At 58.0% G+C, this 14,678-nt stretch carries 13 protein-coding genes and 1 tRNA gene; 10 read left to right on the top strand and 4 right to left on the bottom strand.

The genetic code is table 11. The features are described 5' to 3' along the window. Nucleotides 1–23: 23 nt before the first annotated feature. The 8 genes from AB4Z35_RS11800 (at nucleotide 24) to ychF (ending at nucleotide 6,941) form a co-directional block, all read left to right on the top strand. Nucleotides 24–1,748 (top strand): tetratricopeptide repeat protein, encoded by a 1,725-nt coding sequence (locus AB4Z35_RS11800; RefSeq protein WP_442097153.1) that lies wholly within the window; start codon nucleotides 24–26, stop codon nucleotides 1,746–1,748. Nucleotides 1,749–1,752: 4 nt separating this feature from the next. Continuing rightward, nucleotides 1,753–2,370 (top strand): lipoprotein insertase outer membrane protein LolB, encoded by a 618-nt coding sequence (lolB, locus tag AB4Z35_RS11805; protein WP_442097154.1) that lies wholly within the window; start codon nucleotides 1,753–1,755, stop codon nucleotides 2,368–2,370. 1 nt (nucleotide 2,371) lies between these two features. Next, nucleotides 2,372–3,223, top strand: a complete 852-nt coding sequence (gene ispE / locus AB4Z35_RS11810) for a 4-(cytidine 5'-diphospho)-2-C-methyl-D-erythritol kinase (RefSeq protein ID WP_442097156.1) — start codon at nucleotides 2,372–2,374, stop codon at nucleotides 3,221–3,223. Nucleotides 3,224–3,259: 36 nt separating this feature from the next. Further along, nucleotides 3,260–3,334: transfer RNA gene (locus AB4Z35_RS11815), tRNA-Gln, on the top strand. 46 nt (nucleotides 3,335–3,380) lie between these two features. After that, nucleotides 3,381–4,322 carry a ribose-phosphate pyrophosphokinase gene (locus AB4Z35_RS11820; protein WP_442097189.1) on the top strand — a complete coding sequence of 314 codons (942 nt, stop codon included), beginning with the start codon at nucleotides 3,381–3,383 and terminating at the stop codon, nucleotides 4,320–4,322. 142 nt (nucleotides 4,323–4,464) lie between these two features. Beyond that, the gene (locus AB4Z35_RS11825) at nucleotides 4,465–5,064 is read left to right on the top strand and encodes a 50S ribosomal protein L25/general stress protein Ctc (protein ID WP_007973891.1); all 600 of its coding nucleotides are present in this window, start codon (nucleotides 4,465–4,467) and stop codon (nucleotides 5,062–5,064) included. A 169-nt stretch (nucleotides 5,065–5,233) separates the two neighbouring features. Then, entirely contained in the window at nucleotides 5,234–5,818 is a 585-nt protein-coding gene (pth, locus tag AB4Z35_RS11830) for an aminoacyl-tRNA hydrolase (RefSeq protein ID WP_007973893.1), read from the top strand. Between the two features lie 22 nt (nucleotides 5,819–5,840). After that, the gene (gene ychF / locus AB4Z35_RS11835) at nucleotides 5,841–6,941 is read left to right on the top strand and encodes a redox-regulated ATPase YchF (RefSeq protein ID WP_442097157.1); all 1,101 of its coding nucleotides are present in this window, start codon (nucleotides 5,841–5,843) and stop codon (nucleotides 6,939–6,941) included. Nucleotides 6,942–7,150: 209 nt separating this feature from the next. Here ychF and AB4Z35_RS11840 read toward each other — a convergent pair whose 3' ends face one another. Both AB4Z35_RS11840 and AB4Z35_RS11845 read right to left on the bottom strand, forming a co-directional pair. Further along, on the bottom strand, nucleotides 7,151–8,056 hold the full coding sequence (locus AB4Z35_RS11840; protein ID WP_442097158.1) for a DMT family transporter: 906 nt from the start codon (nucleotides 8,054–8,056) through the stop codon (nucleotides 7,151–7,153). 173 nt (nucleotides 8,057–8,229) lie between these two features. Further along, entirely contained in the window at nucleotides 8,230–8,853 is a 624-nt protein-coding gene (locus AB4Z35_RS11845; protein WP_442097159.1) for a glutathione S-transferase family protein, read from the bottom strand. An 83-nt stretch (nucleotides 8,854–8,936) separates the two neighbouring features. On the opposite strand from AB4Z35_RS11845, the gene AB4Z35_RS11850 reads away from it, so the two are divergent. Next, nucleotides 8,937–9,782 (top strand): helix-turn-helix domain-containing protein, encoded by an 846-nt coding sequence (locus AB4Z35_RS11850; protein WP_442097161.1) that lies wholly within the window; start codon nucleotides 8,937–8,939, stop codon nucleotides 9,780–9,782. Between the two features lie 366 nt (nucleotides 9,783–10,148). Here AB4Z35_RS11850 and AB4Z35_RS11855 read toward each other — a convergent pair whose 3' ends face one another. After that, entirely contained in the window at nucleotides 10,149–11,366 is a 1,218-nt protein-coding gene (locus AB4Z35_RS11855) for an MFS transporter (RefSeq protein WP_007997122.1), read from the bottom strand. Nucleotides 11,367–12,221: 855 nt separating this feature from the next. Here AB4Z35_RS11855 and AB4Z35_RS11860 point away from each other — a divergent pair. Next, nucleotides 12,222–13,757 (top strand): methyl-accepting chemotaxis protein, encoded by a 1,536-nt coding sequence (locus tag AB4Z35_RS11860; RefSeq protein ID WP_442097190.1) that lies wholly within the window; start codon nucleotides 12,222–12,224, stop codon nucleotides 13,755–13,757. 15 nt (nucleotides 13,758–13,772) lie between these two features. Here AB4Z35_RS11860 and AB4Z35_RS11865 read toward each other — a convergent pair whose 3' ends face one another. Next, a complete protein-coding gene (locus AB4Z35_RS11865) occupies nucleotides 13,773–14,678 on the bottom strand; it encodes a LysR substrate-binding domain-containing protein (protein ID WP_442097162.1) in 906 nt (301 codons plus the stop codon).

Genomic DNA, 14,678 nt, shown 5'->3' on the forward strand with positions numbered 1-14,678 from the left:
CAGGTTAGTCGTCCTCCTCCTATATGAATAGATCTTCCGCGTTGCTCCTCGCTCTTGTCTTCCTCAGCGGCTGCCAGGCCTTGGCACCCGTATCGCCGGACGGTACGTCGCCGGTTGAAGACAGCACCCCGGCCCCTGAAAAGCCCAAGGTCTACAGCTCATTCAGCGAGGAAACCGTCTTCAGCCTGTTGAGTGCCGAACTGGCTGGCCAGCGCAATCGTTTCGACATTGCCCTGGACAACTATGTGACCCAGGCCATCAACACCCAGGATCCGGGTATCTCCGAGCGGGCATTCCGTATCGCCGAATATCTGGGCGCCGATCAGGCAGCCCTGGATACCTCGCTGATCTGGGCCAAAAACGCCCCCAACGACCTCGAAGCGCAACGCGCCGCCGCCGTACAACTGGCACGTGCCGGGCGTTACGACGACTCCATGGTCTATATGGAAAAAGTCCTGCAAGGCAAGGGCGACACCCATTTCGACTTCCTCGCGCTGTCCGCGGCCGACACCGACCAGGACACCCGCAACGGCTTGATGAAAAGCTTCGACCGTTTGCTGCAACGCCATCCGAACAACGGCCAGCTGATTTTCGGCAAGGCTCTGCTGATGCAACAGGATGGCGATGCCAAAGGCGCGCTGAAACTACTGGAAAACAATCCGCCCGACGACGGCGAAATCGCACCGATCCTGCTGCGTGCACGCCTGCTGCAAACCCTGAATCGCGGTGACGAAGCCCTGCCGTTGCTGCAGAAAAGCATCAAGAAATACCCGGATGACAAGCGCCTGCGCCTGACTTACGCACGCATGCTGGTTGAACAGGACCGCATGGACGATGCCAAGGCCGAGTTCTCGAGCCTGGTTCAGCAGTACCCGGAAGATGACGAACTGCGTTACTCGCTGGCACTGGTCTGCCTGGAAGCCAAGGCCTGGAATGAAGCCAAGGGCTATCTGGAAGACCTGATCGCCCGGGAAAGTCACGTCGACTCGGCGCACCTGAACCTCGGTCGCATTGCCGAAGAACAAAACGACCCGCAAGGCGCGCTGATCGAATACGCCAAAGTTGGCCCGGGCAGCGATTTCCTGCCGGCGCAATTGCGTCAGGCCGACATCCTGATGAACAACGGCAAGACCGCCGAAGCGCAACGCAAGCTGGCGGCAGAGCGCGACGAGCAGCCGGATTACGCCATCCAGTTGTACCTGATCGAAGTCGAAACCCTGTCCGCCAACAATCAGGGCGACAAGGCCTGGAATGTTCTGCAGCAGGCCTTGCAGAAATACCCGGACGACTTGAACCTGCTCTACACCCGCGCCATGCAGGCGGAAAAACGCAATGACCTGGCGCAGATGGAAAAAGACCTGCGCACGATCATCAAGCGTGACCCGGACAATGCCATGGCGTTGAACGCCCTCGGCTACACCCTGTCTGACCGCACCACACGCTACGCCGAAGCCAAGGCCCTGATTGAACAGGCGCACCAGATCAGTCCGGAAGACCCGGCGGTACTCGACAGCCTTGGCTGGGTGAATTACCGCATGGGCAATCTCGACGAAGCCGAGCGCCTGCTGCGCCAGGCCCTGGAACGCTTCCCCGATCAGGAAGTCGCCGCTCACCTGGGCGAAGTCCTGTGGGCCAATGGCAAACAGCGTGAAGCCAGACAAGTCTGGGGCAAGTTCCTCAAGGAACAACCCGATAGCCCGACCCTGCGCGGCACCATCAAACGCCTGACCGGATCAGAGACTCTTTAAGATTATGTTTTTGCGCCATTTCATCGTTTTCAGTTTTATTGCCCTGCTCGCCGGTTGCGCGGGCCTGGGTCCCCGCGAATCAGTCGAGGGTCACGGCAACCCCGCCCAATGGCGCGAGCACAAACAGCAACTGACCGGCCTCGATGGCTGGCAGATTGACGGCAAGATCGGCATCCGCGCCCCGAAAGACTCGGGCAGCGGCACGTTGTTCTGGTTGCAACGCCAGGATTACTACGACATTCGTCTATCCGGACCACTGGGCCGCGGCGCCGCTCGCCTGACCGGACGGCCGGGCAAGGTTTCGCTGGAAGTCGCCAACCAGGGGCGTTACGACGCAGCGACCCCTGAAGTGTTGCTCGAAGAGCAACTGGGCTGGAAGTTGCCGGTGTCCAACCTGGCCTGGTGGGTCCGCGGGCTTCCGGCTCCGGATAGCAAAAGTCACCTGACACTGGATGCCGACAGTCGCCTGGCCAACCTCGAACAGGATGGCTGGCAGGTCGAATACACCGACTACACCCAGCAAAACGGTTACTGGCTCCCCGAGCGAATCAAGCTGCACGGCACCGACCTTGACGTCACACTGGTGATCAAGGCCTGGCAACCGCGCAAACTGGGGTCGTGACATGCCAGCCAATCGCCTGACTTTGCCATCTCCGGCCAAACTCAATCTGATGCTGCACATTCTCGGTCGCCGCGAAGACGGCTACCACGAGTTGCAGACGATGTTTCAGTTCCTCGATTACGGCGACGAAATCACCTATGCCCTGCGTGATGACGGCGTCATTCAACTGCACACCGAATTCCCGGGCGTCCCCCACGACAGCAACCTGATCGTCAAGGCTGCGAAAAAACTTCAGGAGCAATCCGCTTGCTCGCTGGGCGTCGATATCTGGATCGAAAAAATCCKGCCCATGGGTGGCGGCATTGGCGGCGGCAGTTCGAATGCCGCAACGACTTTGCTCGGCCTCAATCATCTGTGGCAATTGGGCTGGGATGAAGATTGCCTGGCTGGCCTGGGATTGACGCTAGGTGCCGACGTCCCGGTTTTCGTACGTGGCCACGCGGCATTTGCCGAAGGCGTGGGGGAGAAACTGACCCCTGTCGACCCGGAAGAACCGTGGTATCTCGTGCTGGTGCCGCAAGTATCTGTAAGTACGGCAGAAATTTTTTCAGATCCGTTGTTGACACGTAACACTCCTCCCATTAAAGTGCGCCCCGTTCCCAAGGGAAACAGTCGAAATGACTGCTTGCCGGTGGTAACAAGGCGTTATCCAGAGGTACGTAACGCTTTGAATTTGTTAGGTAAATATACCGAAGCAAAACTCACCGGAACTGGAAGTTGTGTGTTTGGGGGCTTCCCAAGCAAAGCTGAAGCTGATAAAGTCTCGGCCCTTCTGACAGAGACCCTTACAGGTTTTGTAGCAAAAGGAAGCAACATTTCGATGTTGCATCGCAAGCTGCGAAGTCTGCTCTAAAGGAACCGATTACTGGGTAATCGTTGCAACAGATACAGGGGCGTCGCCAAGCGGTAAGGCAGCAGGTTTTGATCCTGCCATGCGTTGGTTCGAATCCAGCCGCCCCTGCCATTTTCCTATACTCATCCAGGTTACCCTCAGCCTTCAGGTACTGCGCGTGTCCAAGATGATGGTCTTTACGGGGAACGCTAACCCCGATCTGGCTCGGCGTGTCGTACGTCAGCTGCATATCCCTCTCGGTGACATCTCTGTCGGTAAATTTTCCGACGGCGAAATTACAGCCGAGATCAATGAAAACGTCCGCGGTAAAGACGTCTTCATTATTCAGCCGACTTGCGCTCCGACCAACGATAACCTGATGGAACTGGTAGTGATGGCTGATGCCTTCCGCCGCTCCTCGGCTACTCGTATCACTGCTGTTATTCCTTACTTTGGTTATGCCCGTCAGGATCGCCGTCCGCGTTCCGCACGTGTGGCTATCAGCGCGAAAGTCGTGGCTGACATGCTTACCGTAGTCGGTATCGACCGTGTTCTCACGGTTGATCTGCATGCTGACCAAATCCAGGGTTTCTTCGATATTCCGGTAGATAACATCTACGGCTCCCCGGTTCTGGTGGATGACATCGAAGATCAGCGCTTCGAAAACCTGATGATCGTGTCCCYGGACATTGGCGGCGTCGTGCGTGCACGTGCCGTTGCCAAATCCCTGGGCGTGGATCTCGGGATCATCGACAAACGCCGTGAGAAAGCCAATCACTCTGAAGTGATGCATATCATCGGTGATGTCGAAGGGCGTACCTGTATTCTGGTCGATGACATGGTCGATACCGCAGGCACCCTGTGCCACGCGGCCAAGGCCCTGAAAGAGCATGGCGCAGCCAAGGTTTTCGCCTACTGCACGCACCCTGTGCTGTCGGGTCGGGCGATCGAAAACATTGAAAATTCCATGCTGGACGAGCTGGTGGTGACTAACACCATTCCGCTGTCCGCTGCAGCACAAGCCTGTTCGCGTATCCGCCAACTGGATATCGCACCGGTAGTTGCCGAGGCGGTCCGCCGCATCAGCAATGAAGAATCGATCAGCGCGATGTTCCGCTAAGGGCCCTGCCCTTCTCGAAATGTCTCGTTGACGAAAAGCGCCCCGCCCCGGCATTCCTGTCGGGGCGGGGCTTTTTTGCCCATATCGCCTTTAGCGCTGGTCGCAAACGCTGGGGCGAATGTGGTTATTTTGGAGATACAACATGAACGATTTTACTCTGAATGCTGAAGTGCGTTCCGACCTGGGGAAAGGTGCGAGCCGCCGCCTGCGTCGTCTCGCAAGCCTGGTTCCAGCTGTAGTTTACGGTGGCGACAAAGCCCCTGAATCCATCAGCATGCTGGCCAAAGAAGTTGCCAAACTGCTCGAAAACGAAGCGGCTTACAGCCACATCATCGAGCTGAACGTTGGTGGGACCAAGCAGAACGTCGTGATCAAAGCCCTGCAGCGTCACCCGGCCAAAGGCCACGTGATGCACGCTGACTTCGTACGCGTAGTAGCTGGCCAGAAACTGACCGCTATCGTTCCAGTGCACTTCATCAACGAAGAAGCACCGACCAAGAAAGGCGGCGAAATCTCGCACGTTGTTGCCGAGATCGAAGTTTCCTGCCTGCCGAAAGATCTGCCTGAGTTCATCGAAGTSGACCTGGCTAACGCTGAAATCGGTTCGATCATTCACCTGTCGGACCTCAAGGCGCCTAAAGGCGTTGAGTTCGTGGCCCTGGCACACGGCGATGACAAGGCTGTTGCCAACGTTCACGCTCCACGTGTTGCTCCAGAAGCTGCAGAAGGCGCTGCAGAGTAATTTTACTCTGTACGCCGGAGTGACCGGAAACATCGCGGACTAGAGCATAGCGAGAAAGCGGGCGAGAACGCGGAGTTTACATCATGGTAAATGAGCAATTTTCGTCCACTTTCGCCGCTCTCCCTGATTGCGGCGATGTTATCCACCACTCCAATGAAGGGCCCCTATCGTGACTGCCATCAAACTGATCGTTGGCCTGGGAAATCCAGGCGCTGAATACGAACAGACCCGGCATAACGCAGGGGCCCTTTTTGTTGAGCGCATCGCGAACGCACAAGGTGTGAACCTTGTGGCGGACCGCAAATATTTCGGCCTGACCGGGCGCTATTCGCATCAGGGTCAGGATGTTCGTCTGCTGATTCCCACCACGTACATGAACCGCAGCGGCCAGGCCGTGGCGGCACTCGCCGGTTTCTTCCGCATCAAGCCTGAAGAAATCCTCGTGGCGCATGACGAACTCGACCTGCCTCCAGGCGTTGCCAAGCTCAAAGTGGGCGGCGGCCATGGCGGTCACAACGGGTTGCGCGACATCATTGCGCAACTGGGCAATCAGAATACCTTTCATCGCTTGCGGCTTGGCATTGGCCACCCGGGCGTTGCCAGTATGGTTTCAAATTTCGTCCTGGGTCGTGCGCCACGCGCCGAACAGGAAAAACTCGATGCCAGCATCGACTTTGCCCTCGGCGTGCTGCCGGATATCCTCGCCGGGGAATGGAACCGCGCGATGAAAAACCTGCACAGCCAGAAGGCCTGACTCACTCCTCGGGGAAAACACCATGGGATTCAATTGCGGCATCGTCGGTCTGCCTAACGTCGGCAAGTCCACCCTGTTCAACGCCCTGACCAAATCCGGGATCGCGGCCGAGAACTTCCCCTTCTGCACCATCGAACCGAACAGCGGTATCGTGCCGATGCCGGATCCGCGTCTGGATGCCCTGGCAGCCATCGTCAATCCAAAGCGCATCCTGCCGACCACCATGGAATTCGTCGACATCGCTGGCCTGGTAGCCGGCGCATCGAAAGGCGAAGGCCTGGGCAACAAGTTCCTGGCCAACATCCGTGAAACCGATGCCATCGCCCACGTGGTCCGCTGCTTCGAAGACGAGAACGTGATTCACGTCTCCAACAGCGTCGACCCGAAACGCGACATCGAAATCATCGACCTGGAACTGATCTTCGCCGACCTCGACAGCTGCGAGAAGCAACTGCAGAAAGTCGCGCGCAATGCCAAGGGCGGTGACAAGGATGCAGTGGTCCAGAAAGGCCTGCTGGAACAACTGATCGCTCACTTCACCGAAGGCAAGCCGGCGCGCAGCCTGATGAAGAACATGGGCACCGACGAGAAAGCGGTGATCAAGGGCTTCCACCTGCTGACCACCAAACCGGTCATGTACATCGCTAACGTCGCTGAAGACGGTTTCGACAACAACCCGCACCTGGACGTGGTCAAGGCCATCGCCGAAGAAGAAGGCGCCGTGGTTGTACCAGTGTGCAACAAGATCGAAGCGGAAATCGCCGAACTGGATGACGGCGAAGAAAAAGACATGTTCCTCGAAGCCCTGGGCCTCGAAGAGCCTGGCCTGAACCGCGTGATCCGCGCTGGCTACGAAATGCTGCACCTGCAGACCTACTTCACCGCCGGTGTCGAAGAAGTCCGCGCCTGGACCGTCCGCGTCGGTGCCACCGCACCACAAGCCGCTGGCGTGATCCACACCGACTTCGAAAAAGGCTTCATCCGCGCCGAAGTGATCGCCTACRACGACTTCATCCAGTACAAGGGCGAAGCCGGTACCAAGGAAGCCGGTAAATGGCGCCTGGAAGGCAAGGATTACATCGTCAAAGACGGCGACGTGATGCACTTCCGCTTTAACGTGTAACGGTGACCGTGGATTTACACGGAACTCGATAGACTGAAAATCCCCGTAATCACTCGCTGATACGGGGATTTTTGCGTCTTGGGATCACCATCCTCCTCCATTGTGATCCGGGTTGTTGATTGACGCCTGAAGCCGGTTTTAAAAACCGGGTACGACGGAAATTCGGAGATCAGGGCATGCTGACCGATACCGCCGTGATACACCTACTGTCAGGTCGCCTCGGGTAAAGGGTGCGCTTTCTCAGGTGGTTTGATTGAACCGATATAAACCGCAAAGATAGTCAGCAGCGCACCGCAAATCTGTAGCGTGGAGCTGGTCTTGCCGAGAAAGGTGACATCGATGAAATAAGTGATCACCGGTTCCAGCAACAAGATCAGACCGGCCAACCCCAGGCTGATGGCTCCGATCGAACGGTTGACCAGCAACCAGCCGACAAACTGCACCAGTACCCCGTATATGATCAGCATCAGCAAGGTTTGCCCGTCCACGATGGCCAAGCTCTCCCCGGTTGCCAGCGCGTATGTCAGCAGAACCAGTGCCGCCCAAAGACTCAAATTGAGCATCTGTGCGATCTTGTCACCCCCGCCGTCAGGCAACTGGGTGTTGATCTTCAGGAAGTACACGCAGATGGCATACGCCAGCCCCGAGAGCACGCCATACACCACGCCCTTGATCCCTACCGCACTGGTCATCTCGGGTAGCAACAACAGATAGAGCCCGACAAATGCCAAGGTAATGGATACCAGGAAGTAGATCGAAGGTTTTTCTTTCAACAGGTACAACCCCAGCAGGGTCATGAAGAACACCTGACAGTTGGTCAGGATCGACCCGATGCCCGGGCCGACGATATAGATGCTCTGGTGCCAAAGCACCAGGTCAATGGCCAAAAACACCCCAGCCAACGCGGTGTACAGCTGCGCCTTGGCGCTTTTGAGTAGTACCGGTGTTTTGCGCACCTTGAGCAGCAGGAAGAACAGGATCGAGGCGAACACCATCCGATAGAACCCTGCGCCACCCGCGCCGATATGGGCGAAAGCGACGGCTAGAGCAGACAGACTGAGCATCAGTCCACCGATGGTCAATTCAATGATTGCCCGATTGTTGTTAGTCGACATGAGAAACCTCATTGATAAAGACCGGCATTAACTTTATGAGCACTCACAACTTCCCCTCTGGGCAACAAATATCAGACTCGACAAAGCAGAAAAGCCCCAAAGGTCTTTTCTGCCACGTGCAAAAAAACAACTAACTTTTAACTGGCATTAAAAGTTAGCAGCAACACAACTCTTTAAACTTCTTGCGCGGCCAACTTCAACCATTGTTGTACCGGCGCATAAGCCAGAATATTTTCGACATAGCCCTGCAGTTGTGCAGGGATGGCAATACCATAACGACGGAAGCGGAACACTACCGGAACAAACATCGCATCAACAATGCCGAAGTCACCGCAGAGGAATTGTGTTGAACCACTCACCTCACGGAGCTGGTTCCAGATAGCGAATACCCGCATGATTTCCTCTCGGGTCTCGGCGGTCAGGCTTTCCGGGATGTCACCGGTGTTCAGGCCAAACGACATCTGCGTGCGCAGGTGGGTGAAACCGGAGTGCATCTCTGCCGCAGCAGCTCGAGCCAGGGCCTTGACCCGTGAATCCTGGGGCCAAAGGTTGGCGGCCGGATAGGTGTCGGCAATGTATTCGCTGATGGCCAGGCTGTCGTTGATGACGACATCATCAAGCAGCAGCGCCGGTACCTTGCCGGAAGGCGAGAGCTCCAGAATGCGCTGGCGGGTGTCGCTTTGTTCCAGTTTGATCTGAAGGGTTTCAAATGCAACATCCGCTGCCACAAGAACCAGCCACGCACGAAATGACCATGAAGACTTATTAAAATCCCCAACTACCAATTTTGTAGACATCGCATCCCCTAGCTTGTGTTATGAAATAGGTGCTAAATTTAGCGACCTTTTTTCCATACGTATTGCACAAAACTGGACAATTCATGGATGAGAATCGCCGTAACAAAGCCCCTCAAAAAGACAAAGACTTTGTTCAATTCTGGCGTATACCCGAAGGCGACTGTGAGTTTCTATCTGCGCGTTACAGTACTCAATCTTTTGGCCGACATTCACATGACCGGTATGCTATCGGTGTTATAAGTGGCGGTGTTGAAAAACTTTTTTATCGCGGCAGTTACTACATGGGGGTCGCTGGCAGTGTGGTCACCATTACTCCCGGGGAGATCCACGACGGCTTGCCAGGCCATGATGAGGGCTGGATGTATCGAATGCTCTATATCGACCCCGAATGGGTCAATCGGATGGTGTTTCAAGGGCGTTTTTCAGACGATCATATTCATCTTTTTCAAACAGCTCTGAGCCAGGCCCCCGACTTCGCCCGGACCTTTTTGCATCAACATCAAATCATTGAAAAATCCCCCTCCAGCCTTGAACGGGAAACTATCCTGCTGGATCTGGTGACGCAGCTCTTCGAGCGCAGCGGAGCGCCCATCGAACCAGCCAGTGCAGCTGAGCAGCATGCAGTGCAAAAGATCAAGAGGAAGCTCGAAGACGAGTTTGACAAACATCTGTCTCTGGAAGAACTGGCGCAACTGGTGAACCTTGACCCTCTTTACCTGATCCGGGTATTCAAGAAAAGCGTTGGCGTCTCCCCCCACAGCTTTCAAATCCAGAAAAGAATCGCCCAGGTCCAAAAACTGCTGCGCACCGGGTCCAGTCTCGCAGAAGCGTCATTCACTTGCGGCTTCTTCGATCAAAGCCACATGACCCGGGCCTTCAAAAAAGTAGTCGGCATCACACCCGGCAGCTTCCGCAACAGCAGTGCCTGAACCTTTTCGCACTCCATGGTCGACTCGTTTGAGCCAGCCCGAAAAGCCCTTGCAGTATCTGCGTGAAGATCCCACAGAGCCTCCAATGTGCATTGTGTTACACGCTCTGCATCAGCCCCGCCGGAATCATATTTCCGCGATTGGGTATTGCCGGGCAATTGAAGGCAGCTTCAATACCGGACGCTAAACCGGGTACAAAGCGGCGTTTGATACGCGGCTTTTTTATGCCTGAAACAATCATCCGCCACACCACATTCCCATGTGGGAGCGGGCTTGCTCGCGATGACGATATGACATTCAACGATGATGTTGACTGATACACCGCTATCGCGAGCAAGCTCGCTCCCACAGGGGATTTGTGTCGAGTCAGGCCTTTTTGGTTCGCGGCAAAAAGATCGCCAACACCCCGAACAACGGCAGGAACGAACACAGGTAGTACACGTATTCGATGCCGTGAATGTCTGCCAGATGGCCCAGCAATGCCGCGCCGATCCCGCCGAAACCGAACATCAGACCGAAGAACACCCCGGCGATCATCCCGACATTGCCCGGCACCAGTTCCTGGGCGTACACCACGATGGCCGAGAACGCCGAGGCGAGGATGAAGCCGATGACCACGCTGAGGATGCTGGTCCAGAACAGGTCGACATGGGGCAGCAGCAAGGTGAACGGTGCAACGCCGAGGATCGAGAACCAGATAACTGCCTTACGCCCGATTCTGTCGCCGATCGGCCCGCCAAAGAATGTCCCCGCCGCGACCGCGCCGAGAAACAGGAACAGGTGCAACTGCGAACTGGCCACCGACAGGTCGAATTTCTCGATCAGGTAGAACGTGAAGTAACTGGTGAGGCTGGACATGTAGAAGTACTTGGAGAACACCAGCAGCCCGAGTACCACCAGCGCGCTGGTCACTCGGCCCTTGGACAGGCCGTGAGTCGCCGCCTGACCTTGCTTGAGCTTGAACAGGTTCAAGTGGTTGGCGTACCAGCGGCTGATCCGGTAGAGCACGAACAGCGCAAACACCGCGAACAGCCCGAACCACGCCACGTGCCCCTGGCCGTAGGGAATGATGATCGCTGCCGCAAGCAACGGGCCGAACGCCGAGCCCGCGTTGCCGCCGACCTGGAAGGTCGATTGCGCCAGCCCGAAGCGCCCACCCGAAGCCAGTCGCGCCACGCGGGAAGCTTCCGGGTGAAAGGTCGAAGAACCGATGCCGATCAAGCCCGCTGCCAGCAGAATCAACGGAAAGCTGCCGACCACCGACATCATCAGAATCCCGACCAAGGTGCAGACCGTACCCGCCGGCAACAACCACGGCTTGGGATGGCGGTCGGTGTAGTAACCGACCCACGGCTGCAGCAGCGAGGCCGTCAACTGGAATGTCAGGGTGATCAGGCCGACCTGGGTGAAGGTCAGGCCATAGTTGGCCTTGAGCATCGGGTAGATCGACGGCAGCACAGACTGGATCAGGTCGTTGATCAAATGCGCCAGCGCCACCGCGCCGATGATGCGCATCACCAGGGGACTGCTTTGGGGCGTAGCGGACGCCGGCACTGAGCCGGTCTGGGCGTTGCTGATAGCCATGGGGTTTTCCGTACAACTGATGGGTGCAAACGGGCAGGTGCGTCAATGTGCCATTTTTCGGTGCGACAGCGCCATCCCCTTAGCCAGCTAACGAACTCGATTTCCATCGGGGAAAAGTGATAGCGCAAAGCCATGGTCTGAATCTTGCCTTGCTTGTCTGCTTGAACGCGGCCCCCTTACAAAGGAGGCCGAGAATGGGAAGTTTCGCCACAGAGTCGGCCTACAGAGCGGACATGGGTGAACTTTCGGGGCCTTTTTAGAGGGCACGAGTCGGGGGTGCAACAACCTTCGACGCACGCCAATGGTGCGTGGTGTCCAGAGGAGTCATGGGGCATGCAGGCTTTTTTATCACCGGGGATCGGACTGCTGGGGCGTTTTGGTTTTGCACGCAAATTCCAGCTGTTGTTTTTGCTGTTTATCCTGCCGCTGGCGGGCAGCCTGTGGATGATCGGCCAGGACTATCGCGACAAACTCAGCCTGATCTCCGGCGAACGCGCCGGGGTGCGGCAACTGCTGGCTCTTGATACGCTGGATGACCTGCTCGCCGCCCAGCGTGATCGCGCCGCCCGGTGGCGCGCGACGGAAACCAATCGCCAGCCAACACCAGCCACACTCGCTGCGATGGCCGCCTTCGATGCGGTTCAGCCCGCCGTCAGCCAGGCCACTTCCGAGCTGGGCAATGCCCTGCAAAAAGAAGGCGCCGAGGGCGAAAGCCTGACGCGTTACCAGGCCCTGCAAACCGCCCTCGATGGACTCGACTCAAAAAGCCTGAGCAGTGTCGGCTGGTGGCCGGACGGCTACGATCGCTTCACCAACGCCCTGAGCGCCCTGCAAGCCTTGCGCGAGCAGATCGCCATGGACAATCGTCTGACACTGGCGCCGTGGCTGGAGACTTATTTGCTGACGCAAATCTCCACTCAACATGCGCCGGACCTGATCGAACGGGTTGGTCGCCTGGCGGCAGTGGGACAGGCTTCGGTGGTGTCCGGACAGTTCACCCTGCAAAGCCGTCTGCAATTGCGCGACTTGCGCAGCCGCATTGGCGACGCCCGTGAGCAGTTGGTTAAAACCGCAGGTTTGCTCGAAGCGCGCTTGCCCAGCGCCCTGCAAACCTGGGCCGGGCAATACCATGACAGCCTCAAGCACCTGGACGCCGGCCTGAAGGTGCTGGATGACGGCGTGTTCGGCGGCAGCATCAACCTCAAGCCGGATGACTTCGAGCGCAGTCTCGATGCGCTGCTCTCCGACCTCGCTTCGTTGCGCCAGCAGTCGCTGGTGTCGCTGGATCAACGTCTGGATTACTACCACGGCTCGGCGATCCGCCAGTTCACTGTGGTGGCCACCGTGTTGGGTTGCCTGTTGCTGGCCGCGCTGTATCTGTTCATCTGTTTGCAGGCTTCGATTCGCCGTAGCGCCAGCGGCATCACGGTACTGGCCGAAGCCTTGCGCGACGGCAATCTGAGTCTGCAGGTGCCGGTTCAGGGGCGGGACGAACTGGCAGTCATCAGCACCGCGCTGAACGTCGCCGTGGTGCAACTGCGCAGCAGCCTGCAAGGGGTGGATCACGAAACCCTGCAACTGAGCAACGCAGTGCAAACCCTCAACCATCACTCCAGCGACGCTCTGGGCGAAGTCGAAGCCCAGCAGTTGCAGATCAGCCAGATTGCCGCGGCAGCGACGCAATTGGCCGCCACCTCGCAAGGGGTGGCCCACAGTTGCGAACAGGCGTCCGGCAGCGCCCAGCACACCCGGCGCATTGCCGCCGACAGCAGCCGAGACAGCCTGCGCACCACCGCGAGCATCCAGCAACTCAATCAACGCCTGAACGAGACAGCGGCGGCACTGGGCCGAGTCAGCGAGCAGGGACAGCAGATTCAACTGGTGGTCGACACCATTCGCGGCGTCGCCGAGCAGACCAACCTGCTGGCACTCAACGCCGCCATCGAGGCAGCCCGGGCGGGAGAGCAAGGGCGCGGCTTCGCAGTGGTGGCCGATGAAGTGCGCAGTCTGTCGCAACGCACGCAATCGTCGACCGCGCAGATTGCCGGCACGGTCGACAGCCTCCGTAATACCGTGAATGAGGCCGTCAGCCTGATGCAAGCCGCGTGCAGTCAGGCAGAGTCCGATGCGCAAGCGGTCACCGGCCTCGGTGAACGCCTCGGGGAAATCGCCAGTGCGGTGCAGAGTGTCACCGATACCCTGGCGCAAATCGCCACGGCGGTGGAGGAACAGGCCAGTACCGCCGACGAGGTCAGCGGCAATATCCAGCAGGTCGATCAAGCGGCGCTGCGTCTGCTCGAAGGTGCCCGTGCGGTGAACCAGGCAGCGGACACCTTGAGCCACGGCAGCAAGGCACTCAGCGACAACACCGGGCGCTTCCGCTTGAGTTGAGTCCGGCAGTGCTTCTCAGGTGTGGATGACCGCTTCCGGGAAGTCCTGCTCCAGCTCGGTCTTGAGCCAATCGATAAACCACGCCACGTCCGCCGAGAGCTCGGCGGACGGCGTCAGCACCCGATAGCTTTCCAGCTTCACTTGCGCGTCCACCACCCGCACCAGCTTGCCTGTATCGAGCTCTTCGCGCACCAGCACTTCGTTGGCCAGCGCAATGCCCTGCCCGCTCTCGGCCACCGATAATGCGTGGTCATTGTTGACGTAGAGCATGTCCGAATTGAGGTGGATGTCGAGGTCATTGGCGGCGAACCACAGGTTCCACCACTCGCCGTCATCGACGTGAATCAGGTTGTGTTTCACCAGGTCCGCGGGGCTGCCAATGGGCGCGACGCTGGCCAGATATTCGGGGGAACAGATCGGAAACACCCGAGGACAAATCAGGCTGGTGCGGGAGTGGGCATATTGGCCATCCACCCCGTAGACGATGCCCAGGTCAGCGCTTTTGCCATCCACTTCGGTGAAGGTCGAATTGGGTTCGATGGCGAACTTCAAACCCGGTCGCAGATGACGCATGGCCTCGATTCGCGGCATCAGCCAGCGCTTGGCGAACCCCGGCACCACCATGATGCGCAGCCAGCGCTCGGCGTGTTTGGGCTGTGCCTCTTTTCCGGCTTCGATGATCAGCTGCAAAGCGGCGGTGATCTTGCGGTGATACTTCTCCCCCGCCACCGTCAGGTTGACCCCGCGAGAGGTGCGCTCGAACAGTTGGATGCCCAGCCAGTCTTCCAGCAACTTCACGTGACGGCCGATGGCCGGCTGGGTCACGTGCAGGGCTTTGGAGGCTTCGACATAGCTGCCCAACCGGGCCGCGGCATCAAAGGCACGCACCGCGTTGAGCGGCGGCAAACGGTGGTCAGGCAT

Origin of the sequence: Pseudomonas sp. KB_15, assembly GCF_052114525.1 — a bacterium.
Lineage (GTDB): Bacteria > Pseudomonadota > Gammaproteobacteria > Pseudomonadales > Pseudomonadaceae > Aquipseudomonas.

Coding starts and splice junctions, on each gene's coding strand:
- AB4Z35_RS11860 (WP_442097190.1), top strand. CDS start 12,222: ATGGACAATCGTCTGACACTGGCGCCGTGGCTGGAGACTTATTTGCTG.
- AB4Z35_RS11865 (WP_442097162.1), bottom strand. CDS start 14,678: ATGCCTGACCACCGTTTGCCGCCGCTCAACGCGGTGCGTGCCTTTGAT.
- AB4Z35_RS11800 (WP_442097153.1), top strand. CDS start 24: ATGAATAGATCTTCCGCGTTGCTCCTCGCTCTTGTCTTCCTCAGCGGC.
- AB4Z35_RS11840 (WP_442097158.1), bottom strand. CDS start 8,056: ATGTCGACTAACAACAATCGGGCAATCATTGAATTGACCATCGGTGGA.
- lolB (WP_442097154.1), top strand. CDS start 1,753: ATGTTTTTGCGCCATTTCATCGTTTTCAGTTTTATTGCCCTGCTCGCC.
- AB4Z35_RS11855 (WP_007997122.1), bottom strand. CDS start 11,366: ATGGCTATCAGCAACGCCCAGACCGGCTCAGTGCCGGCGTCCGCTACG.
- AB4Z35_RS11850 (WP_442097161.1), top strand. CDS start 8,937: ATGGATGAGAATCGCCGTAACAAAGCCCCTCAAAAAGACAAAGACTTT.
- AB4Z35_RS11845 (WP_442097159.1), bottom strand. CDS start 8,853: ATGTCTACAAAATTGGTAGTTGGGGATTTTAATAAGTCTTCATGGTCA.